Origin of the sequence: Streptomyces recifensis, assembly GCF_002154615.1 — a bacterium.
Classification (GTDB): Bacteria; Actinomycetota; Actinomycetes; order Streptomycetales; family Streptomycetaceae; genus Streptomyces; species Streptomyces griseoluteus.
This window is the reverse complement of sequence record NZ_MUNH01000206.1, coordinates 414-17,818: the sequence shown is the minus strand read 5'-3', so window position 1 is coordinate 17,818 and position 17,405 is coordinate 414. Positions and strand designations below refer to the sequence as shown.

Annotated in this window: 15 protein-coding genes; 5 read left to right on the top strand and 10 right to left on the bottom strand. The window is 70.7% G+C overall.

Going from position 1 to position 17,405, the window contains the following annotated elements:
* Positions 1-408, top strand: a 408-nt coding sequence (locus tag CCN33_RS12520; protein WP_086693707.1) for a CGNR zinc finger domain-containing protein, incomplete at its 5' end; no start/stop codon positions are given.
* Between the two features lie 108 nt (positions 409-516).
* Here CCN33_RS12520 and CCN33_RS12515 read toward each other — a convergent pair.
* Positions 517-1,860, bottom strand: coding sequence for a UDP-glucose dehydrogenase family protein (locus tag CCN33_RS12515; protein WP_086693706.1), 1,344 nt, complete (start codon positions 1,858-1,860; stop codon positions 517-519).
* A 179-nt stretch (positions 1,861-2,039) separates the two neighbouring features.
* Here CCN33_RS12515 and CCN33_RS12510 point away from each other — a divergent pair, with 179 nt between their 5' ends.
* Positions 2,040-3,200: an acyl-CoA dehydrogenase family protein gene (locus CCN33_RS12510; RefSeq protein ID WP_086693705.1), complete on the top strand. Its 1,161-nt coding sequence runs from the start codon at positions 2,040-2,042 to the stop codon at positions 3,198-3,200.
* A gap of 87 nt (positions 3,201-3,287) precedes the next feature.
* Here the strand turns inward: CCN33_RS12510 and CCN33_RS12505 are convergent, their stop codons facing one another.
* The 3 genes from CCN33_RS12505 to CCN33_RS12495 all read right to left on the bottom strand — a co-directional run bounded on the left by CCN33_RS12505 (position 3,288) and on the right by CCN33_RS12495 (position 6,241).
* Positions 3,288-3,995, bottom strand: a complete 708-nt coding sequence (locus CCN33_RS12505) for a hypothetical protein (RefSeq protein WP_086693704.1) — start codon at positions 3,993-3,995, stop codon at positions 3,288-3,290.
* 261 nt (positions 3,996-4,256) lie between these two features.
* Complete coding sequence (locus tag CCN33_RS12500; protein ID WP_167387838.1) at positions 4,257-4,598, bottom strand: peptidase inhibitor family I36 protein; 342 nt, start codon at positions 4,596-4,598, stop codon at positions 4,257-4,259.
* 368 nt (positions 4,599-4,966) lie between these two features.
* Positions 4,967-6,241 carry an LCP family protein gene (locus CCN33_RS12495; RefSeq protein ID WP_208621732.1) on the bottom strand — a complete coding sequence of 425 codons (1,275 nt, stop codon included), beginning with the start codon at positions 6,239-6,241 and terminating at the stop codon, positions 4,967-4,969.
* A 119-nt stretch (positions 6,242-6,360) separates the two neighbouring features.
* On the opposite strand from CCN33_RS12495, the gene CCN33_RS12490 reads away from it, so the two are divergent.
* Positions 6,361-6,909: an acyl-CoA thioesterase gene (locus CCN33_RS12490; protein ID WP_030814401.1), complete on the top strand. Its 549-nt coding sequence runs from the start codon at positions 6,361-6,363 to the stop codon at positions 6,907-6,909.
* Between the two features lie 109 nt (positions 6,910-7,018).
* On the opposite strand, the gene CCN33_RS12485 is transcribed toward CCN33_RS12490, so the two are convergent.
* Positions 7,019-8,527 (bottom strand): LCP family protein, encoded by a 1,509-nt coding sequence (locus CCN33_RS12485; protein WP_244173776.1) that lies wholly within the window; start codon positions 8,525-8,527, stop codon positions 7,019-7,021.
* A gap of 126 nt (positions 8,528-8,653) precedes the next feature.
* Here CCN33_RS12485 and CCN33_RS12480 point away from each other — a divergent pair, with 126 nt between their 5' ends.
* Positions 8,654-9,682, top strand: a complete 1,029-nt coding sequence (locus CCN33_RS12480) for a glycosyltransferase family 2 protein (protein ID WP_086693701.1) — start codon at positions 8,654-8,656, stop codon at positions 9,680-9,682.
* A 58-nt stretch (positions 9,683-9,740) separates the two neighbouring features.
* On the opposite strand, the gene CCN33_RS12475 is transcribed toward CCN33_RS12480, so the two are convergent.
* From CCN33_RS12475 to CCN33_RS12460, 4 genes are all read right to left on the bottom strand, one after another.
* Positions 9,741-11,360, bottom strand: a complete 1,620-nt coding sequence (locus CCN33_RS12475; protein ID WP_086693700.1) for an LCP family protein — start codon at positions 11,358-11,360, stop codon at positions 9,741-9,743.
* Positions 11,361-11,440: 80 nt separating this feature from the next.
* Positions 11,441-13,189, bottom strand: coding sequence for an LCP family protein (locus CCN33_RS12470; protein ID WP_086693699.1), 1,749 nt, complete (start codon positions 13,187-13,189; stop codon positions 11,441-11,443).
* A 233-nt stretch (positions 13,190-13,422) separates the two neighbouring features.
* Positions 13,423-14,595: an LCP family protein gene (locus CCN33_RS12465; RefSeq protein ID WP_086693698.1), complete on the bottom strand. Its 1,173-nt coding sequence runs from the start codon at positions 14,593-14,595 to the stop codon at positions 13,423-13,425.
* Between the two features lie 253 nt (positions 14,596-14,848).
* A complete protein-coding gene (locus CCN33_RS12460; RefSeq protein ID WP_086693697.1) occupies positions 14,849-15,604 on the bottom strand; it encodes a TIGR03089 family protein in 756 nt (251 codons plus the stop codon).
* 230 nt (positions 15,605-15,834) lie between these two features.
* On the opposite strand from CCN33_RS12460, the gene manB reads away from it, so the two are divergent.
* Positions 15,835-16,917 (top strand): mannose-1-phosphate guanylyltransferase, encoded by a 1,083-nt coding sequence (manB, locus tag CCN33_RS12455; RefSeq protein ID WP_086693696.1) that lies wholly within the window; start codon positions 15,835-15,837, stop codon positions 16,915-16,917.
* A 7-nt stretch (positions 16,918-16,924) separates the two neighbouring features.
* On the opposite strand, the gene CCN33_RS32930 is transcribed toward manB, so the two are convergent.
* Positions 16,925-17,405: DNA-3-methyladenine glycosylase family protein (locus CCN33_RS32930; RefSeq protein WP_425275838.1), on the bottom strand; the 481-nt coding region annotated here is incomplete at its 5' end.

The following is a 17,405-nucleotide window of genomic DNA, read 5'->3' as shown; positions in this document are numbered from 1 at the left end:
GAGGGCCGCGCGGCCCTCGGCGTCGGGGACGGAGAGCTGGACACCGCCCGCGCCCTGCGCGAGTCGCTGCGCGCCACGCTCCTCGCGCACGCCGGGCACCCGCCGCACGCCACGGTCACCCCGCTCGGCGAACTGCTCGCCCTCGCCCCGCTGTTGGTCACGGTGGACGACACCGACGGGTCCGCCGCCCTCGCCCCCGCCGACCCCGGCCCGCTGCTCGGCCGTGTCGCCGCCGCCGTCGCCGGTGCGCTGGCCGGGGGCACCTGGCAGCGGCTCAAGGCGTGCGAGGCGCCGACCTGCCACTGGGCGTACTACGACCGCAGCCCCGCGGGCCGGAGCCGCTGGTGCTCGATGCAGGTGTGCGGGGCGCGCGCGAAGATGCGCCGCTACCGGGCCAAGGACAGGTAAGAGACGGGGGGTTGTGCGGCCGACCCCCGGCCCGGTGGTGCACAATGCGCACAGACGCCGGTTCGGCCGACTGAGCCTCGGCCGAACCGGCGTCGTACAGAAGCAGGGTCACGCGGTCGGGCGGCCCATCGCCCGGAACGTCCAGCCCGCCTTGCGCCACGGCACCGGGTCCAGCGCGTTCCGTCCGTCCAGTACGACCCGCGACGCCGCGACCTCGCCCAGCACCGCCGGGTCCAGCTCGCGGAACTCCCGCCACTCGGTCAGGTGCAGCACCACGTCCGCGCCCCGTACCGCCTCGCGCGCCGACTCGGCGTAGCCCAGCGTCGGGAACAGCTTGCGGGCGTTGTCCATGCCCTTCGGGTCGTACACCGTGACCTGGCCGCCCTGGAGGTGTATCTGGCCGGCCACGTTCAGCGCGGGGGAGTCCCGGACGTCGTCGGAATCGGGCTTGAAGGTGGCCCCGAGCACCGCGACCCGCTTGCCGAGGAACGAGCCCCCGCCCAGCGCCTCCCGCGCCATCTCCACCATCTCGCCGCGCCGGCGCATGTTGATGGAGTCGATCTCGCGGAGGAAGGTGAGTGCCTGGTCCGCGCCCAGCTCACCGGCGCGCGCCATGAAGGCCCGGATGTCCTTGGGCAGGCAGCCGCCGCCGAAGCCGATCCCGGCGCGGAGGAACTTCCTGCCGATCCGCTCGTCGTGCCCGATGGCCTCGGCCAGCTTCACCACGTCACCGTCGGCGGCCTCGCAGACCTCGGCCATGGCGTTGATGAAGGAGATCTTGGTGGCGAGGAAGGAGTTCGCGGCCGTCTTCACCAGCTCGGCGGTCGGGAAGTCGGTCACCACGAACGGCGTGCCCTCGCCCAGCGGGGTCGCGTACACCTCGCGCAGCAGCTTCTCCGCGCGCTCACTGCGCACACCGACCACGACCCGGTCCGGGTGCAGGGTGTCCTGCACGGCGAAGCCCTCGCGCAGGAACTCGGGGTTCCAGGCCAGCTCGGCGTCGGCCCCGGCGGGCGCGTGCTCGGCGAGGTAGGCGGCGAGCCGGTCGGCCGAGCCCACCGGCACCGTCGACTTGCCGACCACCAGAGCCGGGCGGCGCAGATGCGGGGCGAGGGAGGCGATGGCGGAGTCCACGTAGCTCATGTCGCAGGCGTACTCGCCGTGCTTCTGCGGGGTGTTGACGCAGACGAAGTGGACGTCGCCGAACTCCGCCGCCTCGGCGAAGTCGGTGGTGAAGCGGAGCCGTCCGGTCGAGCCCTCGATGCCCGCGACATGCGCGCGCAGCAGCTCGTCCAGACCGGGCTCGTACATCGGGGTCTCGCCCCGCTCCAGCAGCGCGATCTTCTCGGGGACCACGTCGAGCCCCAGTACCTCGAAGCCGAGTTCGGCCATGGCCGCGGCGTGCGTGGCGCCGAGATAGCCGGTGCCGATCACGGTGATCTTCAGGCTCATGGGTGCTCCAGCGGGGGTCCGTCGATGATGCGGCCCCCGAGCATAGTCGTGTCGCGACCGGGGGAAATCTCCCGCTGTCGCCAAGCTCACCTATGCGGGCCGGGGGCGGCGCTCTAAACTTTCAGTTACTTAACGGTAATTAGCGTCAGTATCACAGCGTCTTTGGAGCGTGAGAGACCGTGGCCGGATCGGCTGACTTCGACCTGTACCGCCCGTCCGAGGAGCACGAGATGCTCCGGGACGCCGTCCGCTCGCTGGTCGAGGCGAAGATCGCGCCGTTCGCCGCCGCGGTGGACGAGGAGGCCCGCTTCCCGCAGGAGGCGCTGGACGCGCTGGTCGCCAACGACCTGCACGCCGTCCACGTCCCCGAGGAGTTCGGCGGCGCCGGCGCCGACGCGCTCGCCACGGTCATCGTGATCGAGGAGGTGGCCCGCGCCTGCGTGTCGTCCTCGCTGATCCCGGCCGTGAACAAGCTCGGCTCCCTCCCGGTGATCCTCTCCGGCTCCACCGAGCTGAAGAAGAAGTACCTGGGCCCGCTGGCCAAGGGCGACGGCATGTTCTCCTACTGCCTCTCCGAGCCGGAGGCGGGCTCGGACGCGGCCGGCATGAAGACCAAGGCCGTGCGCGACGGCGACTTCTGGGTGCTCAACGGCGTCAAGCGCTGGATCACCAACGCGGGCGTCTCCGAGTACTACACGGTGATGGCCGTGACCGACCCCACCAAGCGCTCCAAGGGCATCTCCGCCTTCGTGGTGGAGAAGTCGGACGAGGGTGTCTCCTTCGGCGCCCCGGAGAAGAAGCTCGGCATCAAGGGCTCCCCGACCCGCGAGGTCTACTTCGACAACGTCCGCATCCCCGCCGACCGCATGATCGGCGAGGAGGGCACCGGCTTCGCCACCGCGATGAAGACGCTGGACCACACCCGCATCACCATCGCCGCACAGGCCCTCGGTGTCGCCCAGGGCGCCCTCGACTACGCCAAGGGCTACGTCCAGGAGCGCAAGCAGTTCGGCAAGCCGATCGCGGACTTCCAAGGCATCCAGTTCATGCTGGCCGACATGGCGATGAAGATCGCCGCCGCCCGCGCCCTGACCTACCAGGCCGCGGCCGCCTCCGAGCGCGTCGACGCCGACCTCACCTTCCAGGGCGCCGCCGCCAAGTGCTTCGCCTCGGACGTGGCGATGGAGGTCACCACCGACGCCGTCCAGCTCCTCGGCGGCTACGGCTACACCCGTGACTACCCGGTCGAGCGCATGATGCGCGACGCCAAGATCACCCAGATCTACGAGGGCACCAACCAGGTCCAGCGGATCGTCATGGCCCGCAACCTGCCGAAGTAGGTTCTTGGCCGACACTGACCCGATCGCACGACAGCCCCNNGGGCTGTCGTGCGATCGGGCGACCGGTCCTCGGCGTACCGGACGCCCCTACGCGCCCTGGTCGATGATCCTTTCGGCTTTTGCCATGATCGCGGCCCTCTGCGCGTCCGCTTCCTTCAGTTGCCGCAGATGCTTCGCTATTTCGGCTTTCTGAATCCTGATCTCGACGTTCTGCCATGTGGAGATCAGGTCGGTGGATACTTTGCAGGAGTAGTCGGCGGCCGCGATACGCAGTTCCTGTGCGCTCGCCTTCGGCATCTTCAGATCGGCCTTGGAGAGCGCCTGCAAAGGGCTCTTGTACGAGTAACCCCTTTTGGTCATGCAGGCGGACCAGTCTGCGGTGGCGGCCTTCACTTCGGGGTCCTCGAGAGATTCCACGAAGCTCTTGCTGCTGATCTGCCGCGCGACTGGGGAGTCCAGCGTATGGCTCCCCAGCAGTTCTTTCTGGGAGGCGGCAAGACAACCCGACGGGCCGTCCATGGCGGCCTCCTGCCGAGCCGACATCCTGGGAGTCGGAGCCGCTTTCCCGAACCACTCGGGAGGAAGGTGATATCCGTAAGCCAAAATGTCGGCCCTGACGATCGGCCCGTAGCGTCGCCCGACCTCGTAGGGGTCCGGATCGGTGTGGTGACTTTCCTTGCTCGTCGCCGTTTTTATGGGTGCGATGTTCCGCTGCCGCAAGCAGTCGTTCGCCAGGACGATCGTCGCGGTCCTGATTCCTGCGGTCTTGCCTGGCGTCAGGAGATACTTTTGCACGGGGAGTGGCAGCGGATTGAGCTCGGTGTCCTGAAGCGATTGCGCTTGTCTGCTTCGCTGCGACGGCTCCGTATGCTTCGCAGGCGCTGACCTCTGAGGAGCTCGGGCGGGACCGTCCGAGTGAGCGGCGCAAGAAGAAAGCGCCAACAGGGTGGCTGTGGCGCATGTCGCGGTGAGCATATTTCTGATGTGTCGCATCATTTATCGATTCTTCAGGTTGCCGACCCTGACCGCAAAGATCGGTCAGGGTCGGCACATGGTTTACGGGCAGCCCGCCTTCAGGGAAGCGTTCTGGTTGTACGTGTACCAGAGCTGCCCGTAGGAGCTGTCGCCGAAGTAGTCGATGTTGCCACCGTAGTTGGAGTTGTAGTAGACCCACATGGAACAGTGCGAGCCGTAGATCTCCGCAGACGCGGCATTATTCTTCACCGCTTGCCCCGCACCGGAACCTGAGGAGTCGAAGGTGTAGCCCGCGAGGTCCGGTATGGCGAGTGTGATCTTGGCGTTGTTGTCGTCGTAGGCGCGGGTGAACTTGGCGCCCGACTGGCCCGAGCCGTAGTAGAGACATACGTGACTGGAGGCGCACCGGCCCGTGTGCCCCAATGTGTCCGACGAATTGTGAATGTCGGCGAACGCGGTGCCCTGAGTCGCCCCCAGGAGGGTCGTCAGAAGTGCAGCGCCGGCGACAAGGGCTCTTTTTGCCTTCACTGAAATACCTCCGCTGTCATGCACATGCATGTCCATTTTCAAGATCACAAGCTACCGAGCGCATGGATCGGAGTCAATGGACAGGAGATGTGCTTGCGAGGTGGGGTCAGTTCTCGGCGACAAATAAATAAGGTCCGGTCCAAAGTGGGCAAACATCCCCCGACGGTGATCCGCGGTGGTGCCGACGGCAGCGCGGGCGGCCCCACGAAGTGGCCGCCCGCGCTGTCCGAAGCGGGGTCCGGGGCCTCACGCCCAGGGATCGCTCAGTTGCCCGAGACGGTGACCTTCTCGTCGTTCTTCAGCTCGTCCACCAGCGTCTTCACCTTCGCCTTGTCCCAGACGAGGTTGCCGCCGACGGAGCCGGAGACGGGCATGTTCAGGGACGTGCCGTCGCCGCCGTTGACGCCCTTCATCGCCCAGAACATCGAGGCCAGGTCGAACAGGCCCATGTCCTTGTCGACGCTGAGGGAGTCCAGGCCCGCGCCCATCGTCGGGTAGAACTTGAAGGGGTTCAGCACGGTCGACGGCGTCGCCACCTGGTGGGCCAGCGCCGCGAGGAACTTCTGCTGGTTCTTGGTCCGCTCCAGGTCGGAGGCGGCGAAGGCGTGCCGGGTGCGGACGAAGGCGAGGGCCTGCTCACCGTTGAGGGTCTGCTCGCCCGCCTGGAAGTCGGCGCCGGAGTACTTGTCCTTGAAGCCCTTGTCGATCTTGATGTCGACGCCGCCGACCGCGTCCACGATGTTGGCGAAGCCGGCGAAGCCGATCTCCACGTAGTGGTCGATGTGCAGCCCGGTGTTGTACTCCACGGTCCGGGTCAGCAGGGTCGGGCCGTCCTCGGCGTAGGTCGCGTTCAGCTTCGCGTGCCGGCCGGTGGCGGGGTACACCTTGCCCGAGGTGGAGCCCTTGTAGGAGGGGACGACCACGTCGGAGTCGCGGGGCAGGGATATCAGGGTGTCGCCGTTGGAGCCGACGTGCAGGATCATCACCGAGTCCGTGCGCTGGCCCTCGGCCGACCCCGTGTGGAGTCTCTTCTTGTCCTCGCTCGTCATGCCCTTGCGGCTGTCGGAGCCGACGATGAGGTAGTTGGTGCCCTCCCCCTCGGAGGGGCGGTCGATCACCTGGGAGAGGTCGACGTCCCGGTTCAGCTTGGAGTCGGCCCAGAAGTAGGTGGCCACCGAGGTGACGACCAGCACGGTGGCCAGGGTGATCGCGCCGACCTTGATCCGGCGGCCCCAGTTGGGCGCCGGGCGGGGTGCGCGAGTGCCGGCCGGGGCGCCGGGGCCCCCCGGGCCGCCACCGCCGTACACCTGGCCGGTGTTGTAACCGCTGTCGTAGCCGTCGTGGCCCTGGCCGTCGACGTACGACGGCTGCCGGGGCACACCGCCGCCGTACTGCGGCGCGGGAGCGCCGGGCGGCGGCGCGGCCGGGCGTCGTACTTGCCGCATCACGCGCGGGCCTTCCGGCTGCGCACCGGCGCTGCCGCGTCCGTAGCGGGGGCCGCGCTCGTCGTCGGACCATCCTTCGGGCCAGTCATTCATGCGCCCCAGTGTGCAGGGTGCCCACTGATGCCTTACAAGGGTTGTCGGAAAATCGGAGCGCCTCTGTTGCGAACCCGACATAAATTCCGCGAAAGCCGCTTCGGCATAAGGTGGGGGACATGACAGACCAGGCGCCCGCCGCTTCTCCGGAGATTCCGGGCAAGCCCACTTCCGCTTCCCGCACCACCCTCAGCCACATCATGACCCACAACGACACCAACCTGCTGGGTACGGTGCACGGTGGTGTGATCATGAAGCTCGTCGACGACGCCGCGGGCGCCGTGGCGGGCCGCCACTCCGGCGGGCCCGCCGTCACCGCGTCCATGGACGAGATGGTCTTCCTGGAGCCGGTGCGCGTCGGCGACCTGGTGCACGTCAAGGCCCAGGTGAACTGGACCGGCCGCACCTCCATGGAGATCGGCGTGCGGGTCCTGGCCGAGCGCTGGAACGAGTCCGCGCCCCCCACCCAGGTCGGCTCCGCCTACCTCGTCTTCACCGGAGTCGACGCCGACGGCAAGCCGCGCCAGGTCCCACCGGTCCTCCCCGAGACCGAACGCGACCGCCGCCGTCACCAGGAAGCCCAGATCCGCCGCACCCACCGCCTCGCCCGCCGCCGGGCCATCCGGGAGCTCCGCGAACGCCGTGCGGCGGAGGGCATCACCGACTGAACGCCCGCACTGAGCGCCGGCCAACAGCCCTGTCCGACCGTCGCCCCGCCCAGCCTCGCCGGGTGCTGGAGGGCAGCCGTGCCGCACCCCCCTACCCGTCCGGGCCGCGCTACGCCTCCCCGGAGCACACCACCTCGTCCCCCCGGACCACCGGGGCGTCCGGGGTGGCGATCTGAGGGGGCTTCACCGGGTGGACGGACTTCCAGTCGGCGCCGGCGGTCACGCGGAGGACGGGACCGAGGCCGGGGGTCGTGTGGAGTTCGCTGCCGGGGAGGGCGACGGCGAGGGAGCGGGCGGAGCGGTCCCAGCGGGGGTCGTAGGAGATGACCGTGCGCGCGGCGGGATGCGCCGCGGTCACCGGCCTGCGGGTGGTGGCGAAGCCGGTCGCGGCGAGGGCCGCGTCCACCTTGCGGCCGAGCCCCGCCGTGCCGGTGCCGTTCTCCACCCGGACCCGGACCGTGTGCGGGTCCACCTCGACGGTCGTGGCCGCCGGGGCCTTCGTCGCCGGGTGGGCGCCGAGCGGCTTGTCGTCGCGCAGGTTCGTGAAGAGCTGCTCGGACTTGACCGGGTCCCACTTCAGGGTCGAGCCGACGCCCTTCACGGCGAACCCCATCTGCCCGATGGGCACGGTGGTGAACTCCGAGGACGAGGGCGAGAAGTTCCGCATGGCCCGGCCGAGGTCGAGCAGCTCGTCCGTGCCGAACCCGTTGTCCGCCCGCACCGAGCCGAGCACCGCCCGCGTCACGTCCCGGAACCGCATGGGGTTGAACAGCACCCCAGAGGAAGTGGCCCGCTCGATCAGCGCCGCCATGAACCGCTGCTGGCGCTGCATGCGGCCCAGGTCGCTCGCCCCGTCCACATGCCGGGCACGGACGTACTGGAGCGCCTCTCCGCCGCCCAGGGTGTGCGGGCCGGGCGCGAGGTCGAGCCCGGTGTAGGAGTCCTTCAGCGGGGTCGGGGTGCAGATCTTCACCCCGCCGAGCACGTCCACCGTCTTCATGAAGCTGGTGAAGTCGACCTCCAGATAGTGGTCGATCTTCACATGCGTCATTGCCTCCACCGTGCGCACGGTGAGCTGCGGGCCGCCCTCGGCGTACGCCGCGTTCAGCTTCGTCGGGTGCGCGTGGTGCCGCTCACCGGTGGTCTGGTCGACGTGCTCGGGCACCTCGGTGTACGAGTCGCGCGGCAGGCTCACCACACTGGCCCGCTCCCGGTCCTCCGAGATGTGCACGATCATCATCGTGTCGGTGCAGTGGCAGGGCGCGCCGCCCAGCCTGTACGCGCGCCGCTCCGCCTCGGTGATCTTGTCCCGGCCGTCCGTGCCGACCAGCAGCACGTTCATGCCGTGGCCCGCGCGGGGCCGGTTCTTCATGTCCTTGAAGGCGTCGACGCGGGCGATGCCGGAGTCCAGGCCGGAGACCACCGCGTGGCCGATCCCGGCGGAGGCGAGCACCGTCACCGACAGCGCGGACACCACCCGCACCGCCCAGCGCGGCCGCCGCCTGCGGGCGAGCGGAGCCCGTCGCACCCTGCCTGCCGGCCGCGGCCGGCGCGGCGGCCTGGGAGCGCCCCCCGCACCCCGGACGGACGGGGCGGGGGGCCGAGGCGGTCTGGGCAAGGGACACCTCCGGGATGCGGCCGTACGTGGGAATGTGATCACCGTAGGCCGATACGATCTCCAGCCCGCGTCGCGGCCGCGGCGGCGCGCAACGGTGTCCCCCATTCGCGGTAACGTGAGCCCTCTATGAACGCCAAGCCCGACGTGCGGCAGCCCGCCGTGTCCGTGATCATGCCCGTGCTCAACGAGGAGCGGCATCTGCGCGGCGCCGTCCGGGCGATCCTCGCGCAGGAGTACGCCGGCGACATGGAGGTCGTGATCGCCCTCGGTCCGTCGTCGGACCGTACGGACGAGATCGCGGCCGAGCTGGTGGCCGAGGACCCCCGCGTGGTCACTGTCCCCAACCCCACCGGCCGGACCCCCGCCGCGCTGAACGCCGCGATCAGGGCGTCCCGGCACCCGGTCGTCGTCCGCGTGGACGGCCACGGCATCCTCTCGCCGAACTACATCGCCACCGCTGTACGGCTCCTTGAGGAGACCGGCGCGCAGAACGTCGGCGGCATCATGCACGCCGAGGGCGAGAACGACTGGGAGCACGCGGTCGCCGCCGCGATGACCTCCAAGATCGGCGTCGGCAACGCCGCCTTCCACACCGGTGGCGCGGCCGCCCCCGCCGAGACGGTCTACCTCGGGGTGTTCCGCCGTGAGGCGCTGGAGCAACAGGGCGGATACAACGAGGAGTTCATCCGCGCCCAGGACTGGGAGCTGAACTTCCGCATCCGCGAGGCGGGCGGCCTGATCTGGTTCTCGCCCGAGCTGCGCGTCTCCTACCGGCCGCGCCCGAGCGTCAAGGCGCTGGCCAAGCAGTACAAGGACTACGGCCGCTGGCGGCACGTCGTCGCCCGCTACCACGAGGGCTCCATCAACCTCCGCTACCTCGCCCCGCCGGCCGCCGTGTGCGCCATCGCGGCGGGCGTGGTGGTCGGTGTGGCCCTGACCCCCTGGGGCTTCCTGGTCCCCGCCGGCTACCTGGCCGCCATCGCCGCGGGCTCGATACCGGCAGGCAAGGGCCTCCCCCTCAAGGCCCGCCTCCAGATCCCGGTCGCCCTCGCCACCATGCACATGTCCTGGGGCTTCGGCTTCCTGACCAGTCCCAGGTCCCTGGCGAAGCGCGTCATCGCGTCCCGCCGCCCGGCGGTGCTCGAACCCCGGTAGTGACGATGCGAGAAGGGCCCCTCCCGCAGCGGGGAGGGGCCCTTCTCGCATCGGGCGGCTACCAGCGGTACGGCTTGTACACGTCCATGCAGGACTTGTCGTCCGAGCCGTTGATGGCGTCCGTGCCGGTGGGGAGGTCGCCGGCCTTCGGGGCGGCCTTCCTGGGGTACGTGTCGCCGGTGCGCCAGTCCGCGCCGACCACGACGGTCACGCCGGAGACGTCGGTGGAACGTTCCACCTGCTTCACCGGGATGCCCAGCGCCTTGGCCACGGCCTGGGCGTCGCCCTCCAGGTCGGCGCTCGGATAGCGCACCACCGTCTCCTCGGCGGCCGGCGCGGCCGTGGTGTCCGCCTGGGCCTGGCCGTACCCCTTGGCGCCCAGGGCGCTCGCCACCGCGCGGGCGCGGCCGCCGACCGGGGCCAGGGTGTCGCTGCGGGTGCCGTTCTGCACCTGCACCCCGAGCCGCTCGGGAGCCGCCGAGGGCGCCTTGGCGGGCTCGGCGTCCGCGACCGTCTTCTTGGCCGGCTTGCCGTTCTTGTCGAGGGAGACGTCCTCGCGGAGCATCTGCCACAGCTTGTCGGCGCTGCCCTGGGCGGGAAGCACATGCGAACTGTTCTGCGGATCCTCGATGTTCGGCATCGTCACCGACGTGATGCGGTTGGTCGGCACCGCCTTCAGCTCCATGCCGAGGTCGTACAGCTTCTTGACGCTGCTGATCTCGTCGGACACGGTCAGGGACTTGGTGGCCGCCTCGGCGAGGTCCATCAGCCGGCCGCTGTCGGTGAAGACGTTCTGGCCCTTGAGGGTGCGGATCATCGAGTTCAGGTACATGTGCTGGGCGCGGGCGCGCATCACGTCGCTGCCCCAGGCGTGCCGGGTGCGCAGCCACTGCAGGGCCTGCTCGCCCTTGACCTTGTGCGTCCCCGCCGTCATCTTCAGGCCGGACCCGCCGCGCTGGGCGGCGGTGGAGCGGTCCCAGACGTTCTGGTTGACGCACACGTCGACCCCGCGGATCGCGTCCGCCATCCGCACCACACCGGCGAAGTCGATCGTCATCCAGTGGTCGATGTAGACCCCGGTGAGGTTCTCCCAGGTCGCCAGCGTGCAGCCGGCGCCGCCGCGGGCGAGCGTGGTGTTGATGATGTCGTTGGTCGCCGGGTAGACCCGTCCGGTCTTGGCGTCCTTGCACTCGGGGATGTCCACGCGGGTGTCGCGGGGGATGCTCACCATGGCGGCGCTCTTCCGGTCCGCGGAGACGTGGATCAGCATCTGCACGTCACCGAGGGGCGGGTTGTCGCGGTTGTCCTTGCTGCCGCCGAGCTTGACGTTCTCCGCGGAGGCGCGGCTGTCGGAGCCGATCAACAGGATGTTCAGCGGGGTCTGGCCGTCCGCGTTGGGCCGGGTCCGCTGGGCCCGCGAGTCGTCGCTGCCGCTGCGCGCGCCCCTTTGGATGTTGCCGTTGAGGTGCTGGTAGTACAGGTATCCGGCGCCGGCCGTGCCGAGTATCAGCAGCGCCAGCACACTCGCCGACCAGCGCAGCGCGCGCCGCCCGCCCCGCTTCGCGCCGCGGCCGCCGCGCCGCCTCGGGCCTCCGTCGCGCGGGCCCCCGGCCCTCGGCGCGCGCTCCCTGGTGTCCTGCGCCACCGAACCCCTCCCCCGAACCCGACTTTGCGACAACTCCCCGTCCTTCCACCACACACGCAGCAAACGGGCCCGTCCCGCGCCGGGTTAGACGCACGACGGGCCCATTGGGTTACCTAGGAGGCGCACTCCACCTTGTCGGCGGTGGACTTCTCACCCACATCCGGCGCCTTCGCCGGAGCCGTGAGCGAGACGCCCGCGCCCTTGAAGTCCTTGCCCAGCGTCAGCGACATCGTGGGCAGACCCTGAGCGTTGGTGACGCTCTTGCCCGGCTTCAGCGCCGAGCCGGACAGGCCCATGAGGGCGGCCAGTTCACGTGCCTGCGGTGCCTGGTCGGGCGCGTACTCCAGCGTCGTCCTGCTCACCCCGGCCGGAGCGTTGCCCGCGTTCTCCGACTTGAGGATGCCCTTCTCGGTCTGCATCCAGTTCACGACGTCCTGCGCGGCGCCGTCGGCCGCGCCGCCGTTCATGATGCGCACCCGCACGTCGGAGGGGGCCGACCTGGTGCCCTTGAGCCGGGCGGCCTGGGCGTCCTTGGCGGCCTTCTCCTTCTTCTTGACGTCGGTGAAGGAGACGTCGTTGTTGATGGCGTCGAAGACGGGTGGCCCCAGTTCGGGGTTGACGATCACGGTCTTGTGGACCACGCCGTCCGCGGGGTTGTCCTTCACCGGCACCGTGAGGAAGGTGATGTTCTTCGGCGGCACCTTCTTCATCTCCAGCGCGATGTCCTTGAGCGTGCTCACGGATTTGATGCCCTTGTCGACGGTGAGCGCGTTGGTCGCCGCCTCGGCGAGGTCCAGCAGCTTGCCGGGGTTGGTCAGGGTGTCGCTGGAGGACATGTCCCGCATGAGCGACCCCATGAACTGCTGCTGCACCTTGATCCGGTCCAGGTCGCCCGCGTTGCCCCAGGCGTGCCGGGTACGGACGAAGGCCAGCGCCTGCTCGCCCTCGATCTTGGACTCGCCGGCGGGCAGCCGCAGGTGGGAGTCCTTGTCGTTGACCGGGTGCTTCAGGCAGACCTTGACGCCGCCGACCGCCGAGGTCAGCGTCTTGACCGCGTTGAAGTCGACCATCATGAAGTGGTCCGGCGTGATGCCCGTGACCGCCTTCACCGTGCGCATGGTGCAGCCCGGGTCCCGGCCCTCCTGGCCGAGGCTGGTGTTGAAGCGGACCTGGCTCGAGCCGGGGATGACCTTCCTGCTGCCGTCGGGCTGGAGGGTCTCGCAGTCCGGCACGTCCACGATCATGTCGCGGGGGATGCTCAGCGCCGTCGCGTTGGTGCGGTCCTTGGCGACGTGCAGCAGGATGTTGGTGTCCGCGTGGCCGACGCTGTTCTTGTCGCCGTAGCCCTCGTTGCCGGCGCCGGTGCGCTTGTCGGTGCCGATGATCAGTATGTTGAAGGCGTCGTCCTTGCTGAAGCTCTGCTTCGCCGCGTTGCCGACGTCGGTCGCGGAGACGTTGCCCTCGAGATGCTTGAGGTAGAGGTAGCCCGCCGAGCCCGTGGCGACCAGCACCAGCGCCAGGCCCCCGCCGGTCCAGGCCACGACCTTCTTGGCCTTCGACTTCTTCTTCACCGGGCGCCGGTTGCGCCGCCCCGGCGGCGGCTCCGGCTCGGCCCCCCTGCGGCGGCGCGGCTGCGGCACCTCGGCGCCGCGCTCCGGAGCCTCCCGTACCGCCGCACCGCCCCGGCCGCGTTCGGCCTCGGGATCGGCGGGACGGCCGCGCCGGGAGGCCCGCGGTCCCGGAACCGGCGACTGCGGTGCGGAATTGCCCAGTCGCAGTTCGTATTCGCCGGTGTTCGGATTGAGTACCCACTGGTCTGCGGGGTCGATGTTCTCCGCCCGCCCACGGCTCTGCGCGTCCACGGTTGTCCGAATCCTCCGTCGGGGCCACGCGGCGCCTTCCCCCTCGTAGGCGCTCGGGTCTCGGTGAAACGGTGCGCGGTCGGAGGACGGACCTCACGAGCCGGGTGCACCGGATCGCTCACACTATCCGCCCTGTTCAGGGTCGAGCGACGCCGGTGACGAATTCCACGTTCTTAGAACTGGGCAATCCAGCTCATTCCTCTGAACAAAAGTTCGCCGATTTGGTGTGAGGATTACTCACACGTGTGCGCGGCGGCCGTGCTGCCCCGGTAGGTGGGGGTGGCCGAAGGGGAGTTTCCCGCGCTGTCGCCGGGGGATTTACCGCCGGTATACGGTGAAGTGTCCGCCACCTCGACGGGCCGGTCCGCCCGCAGCCGGGCGAACAGTTCCCCGGCCTCCGGCTGCACCAGTTGGTCACGGTCGGAGTCGTATACATACGCCTCCCGCGGAGCGGTGAGGAACCGCACATGTTCGGTGGGGATCTCACGCACCCCCCGGACCAACTGGTACAAGCCGCGCAGACTGGCCAGTTCGGGATCGGTGGTGAGCGCCGAGGTCGCCGCGTCCAGCACCGGGTACAGCTTCACCGGGTTCAGCAGGACGCCGTCACTGCGCACCTTCTCCACCAGCGCGCCGAGAAACCGCTGCTGGCGGTCCATCCGTTCGGTGTCGCTGCCGTCCCCGAGCGTCTTGCGGGCCCGCACGTAGCCGAGCGCCTGCTCGCCGTCGAGGGTGACCCGTCCCGCCGGCAGCTTCAGCCTGGCCGCCTTGTCGTCGATCGGCTCCCGCAGGCACACCGGCACTCCGTCCACGGCGTCCACCATCTGCTTGAACCCGCTGAAGTCGACGACCATGTGGTGGTCGACCCGGATGCCGGTCAGCTCCTCGACGGTGCGGATGGTGCAGGCCGAACCACCGACCTGAAAGGCCGTGTTGAGCATGGCGAACGACGGTTCGGTCCGCCCGCCGCCGGTGCGCGGGCAGGCCGGGACGCGCACCATCAGGTCGCGGGGGAGCGAGACGGCGGTGGCGCTGCGCCGGTCGGCCGCCAGGTGGAGCAGGATCGTGGTGTCCGAGCGTTCCGCGCCCGAGTCCCGCCCGTACTGCCCGTTGCCGTCCCCGGCGCGGCTGTCGGTGCCGATCAGCAGGATGTTCTGCGCACCCGACACCAGCGCGGTGGGCCGCTCCTTGTCATAGCGGGCCAGCTCCCGCGCGGCCGCCTCGTCGGGGGTGATGTTGTCGCTGAGCCGGGCGTACAGCGCCCAGCCGGACCCGCCCGCCGCCAGGAGCAGTACGGCCGTGCCGAGCGCGCCGCCCCTCAGCCACCGCCGCCGGCGCCGCCGCGCGAGCCCGTGCCCGGTGGCCGAGGCTCCGGGCACGGCCGGATCGTCCGCGCTCTCGGGCACGGCGGCACCACCCCTCGCGGTCGTCCGGGCGTCAGTCCTGTTCCTACGACCATGGCCGCGCAGACGGCTCCGGGGCGCCCTTTACTGGGCCGAACGAGGCATGCCCCAGGGCCTGTCCGACCCTTCGCGTCGTCGTCCGGAGCGCGGCAGACCGGAAGGGTCGGACCCGCCCTAGGGTCGTTCGTTTGGATCAGGCCGGATCAGGGCGCGGTGCCAGACCCCCGCGAGCCCGGCAAGATCCGAACGAGAGGCCCTAGTGCCGGGAGGCCGTCACCCGCTCGGTGTCGATGCGCTTGGCCAGGGCGTCGGCGGGCAGCCTGTCGAGGTTGCGGCACAGCACCACCGAGCCCCCGGCGGCCAGCGGCGCGTACAGCCCCGCGCTCAGCCCGGCCCAGGTGTCGTACGGCAGCCCCGACAGCAGCCGGGAGCCCGGCCCGGTCAGGTCGAGGCCGGGGGCGTCGGCGAGCGCCCGCTCCACCACCTCGGCCCCGCTGAACTCGGCCCCGGCCACGATCAGCGCGGGCTCCTCCGGGTCCACCGGCGCGAAGGGGGCGAAACGGTCGCCCTGCCCCGGTACTTCGGCGGCGTAGTCCATGAAGCCCTCCGGCACCTGAGGGAACCGCCCGCCCAGCGGACGCAGCGCCAGCGCGACCCGCTCACCCCGGCAGGCCCGCGCCTCCTCGAGGGTGTCCGGCCCGCTCACCACCACGTCGGCGGCGGCCGGGTCCCCGGAGACGTCGGCCACCGCGCCCACCGACGAGCACGCCAGCAGCCACACGGCCGTCTGCCAGTGCGCGGGCAGCAGCAGCGCCACCCGGTCGCCGGGGGCCACGGACAGCTCGCCCTGGAGCAGATTGGCGGTCTTGGCCACCCAGTTGGCGAAGGTGGCGACGGACAGCTCGACGCGTTCGCCCGTGGCGTCGTCGTAGAAGGTCACCAGGGGGCGTCCGGCGTCCGCGGCGAGCGCGGAACGCAGCAGGCCGGCTGGGGTGCGATCGGTGGCGTTCATCCGCGCAAGGGTACGCGGGCGGAGCCGCGCCCGACGGCCGCTCAGCACCGGTGCCCACGCCCGGTGTGGGACGGCCACTCGCCCGTGCGGACGCGTACGGCCGGGGGACGGCGCCGGCCGATCCGCCCGACACCGCGCGGCCATCGAAAGCCGGCCCCGCACCGTCTGCCTACACTGGCCGGCCGAAAACGAGACGTTCCGCCGGTCCCGGCAGGAAGCGGAGACGACAGGTGACAGAAGCGATCCTCCTGGTCGGCGGCAAGGGCACGCGGCTGCGGCCGCTCACGGTGCACACGCCCAAGCCCATGGTCCCGGCGGCCGGGGTGCCGTTCCTCACGCATCAGCTGGCGAGAGCGAGAGCCGCGGGCGTGGACCACATCGTCCTCGCCACCAGCTACCTCGCCGAGGTCTTCGAACCCCACTTCGGCGACGGCTCCGCCCTCGGCCTCCACCTGGAGTACGTCACCGAGAAGGAGCCGCTCGGCACCGGCGGCGCCATCCGCAACGTCGCCGAACGGCTGCGCTCCGGCCCGGACGAGCCCGTCCTGATCTTCAACGGCGACATCCTCACCGGCCTCGACATCCGGGCCCTGGTCGGCACCCACGAGTCCACCGGCGCCGACGTCTCCCTGCACCTGACCAAGGTCACCGACCCCCGGGCCTACGGACTGGTCCCCACCGACGAGACCGGCCGCGTACTGGCCTTCCTGGAGAAGCCGCAGACGCCGGAGGAGATCGTCACCGACCAGATCAACGCGGGCGCCTACGTCTTCCGCCGCTCCGTCATCGACACCATCCCCGCCGGGCGCCCGGTCTCCGTCGAGCGCGAGACCTTCCCCGGTCTGCTGGCCGCCGGTGCCCACCTCCAGGGCATGGTCGACTCCACCTACTGGCTGGACCTCGGCACCCCGGCCGCCTTCGTGCGGGGCTCCGCCGACCTCGTCATGGGCCGCGCCCCCTCACCCGCCGTACCCGGCCGGCGCGGGGACCGGCTGATCCTGCCGACGGCCCGGGTCGCGCCGGACGCCAAGCTGACCGGGGGCACGGTGGTGGGCGAGGGCGCGTTCGTCGCCGAGGGGGCGCGGGTGTGCGGCTCCACGATCCTGCCGGGCGCGGTCATCGAGCCCGACGCCGTCGTCACCGACTCCCTCATCGGCAGCCGGGCCCGCGTGGGTGAGCGGTCGGTCCTCACGGGTGCGGTGGTCGGGGACGGCGCCGTGGTCGGAGCCGACAACGAACTGCGGGACGGGGTCCGGGTGTGGTGCGACGCGCGCATCCCGGCCGGGGCGGTCAGGTTCTCCTCGGACCAGTGAGCCCGCATCACCACCTGCCGATGTCCGTCTTCCGCATCTTCGGGTGCCGGCGCGGCGGGGTGCTGCCGCTGAGCAGGACATAGCGGGCGGCCCGGTGACGCTGGCCCTCGGGGGCGTACGGCTCCAGCAGGCGCAGCATCTCCGCGTCGTCCGCGTCCCGGTTACCGGCCAGCGCCCAGCCGACGATGCGGGGCAGGTGCAGGTCGCCCGTGGTCACCTCGTCCGGCGCGCCATGGCTGCGCTGCACCACCTCGGCCGAGGTCCACGGGCCGATGCCGGGGACGACCTCCAGCCGGGTCCGCGCCTCGGCCGGGCTCATCCCCACCGTCTGCTCCAGCCGCGCGGCCAGCCGGACGGCCCGCAGGATGGTGGAGGCCCGCTTGTCGTCCACACCCGCCCGGTGCCACTCCCACGAGGGGATCAGCGCCCAGGTCCGGGGCGCGGGCATCACCCGCATCGGGCGCTCGCCCGTACCGGCCGGGCCCGGC

What these genes read in the sequence shown, in the direction of transcription:
- CCN33_RS12480 (WP_086693701.1), top strand. Translation starts at nt 8,654, where the DNA reads ATGAACGCCAAGCCCGACGTGCGGCAGCCCGCCGTGTCCGTGATCATG.
- CCN33_RS12460 (WP_086693697.1), bottom strand. Translation starts at nt 15,604, where the DNA reads ATGAACGCCACCGATCGCACCCCAGCCGGCCTGCTGCGTTCCGCGCTC.
- CCN33_RS12495 (WP_208621732.1), bottom strand. Translation starts at nt 6,241, where the DNA reads ATGAATGACTGGCCCGAAGGATGGTCCGACGACGAGCGCGGCCCCCGC.
- CCN33_RS12490 (WP_030814401.1), top strand. Translation starts at nt 6,361, where the DNA reads ATGACAGACCAGGCGCCCGCCGCTTCTCCGGAGATTCCGGGCAAGCCC.
- CCN33_RS12515 (WP_086693706.1), bottom strand. Translation starts at nt 1,860, where the DNA reads ATGAGCCTGAAGATCACCGTGATCGGCACCGGCTATCTCGGCGCCACG.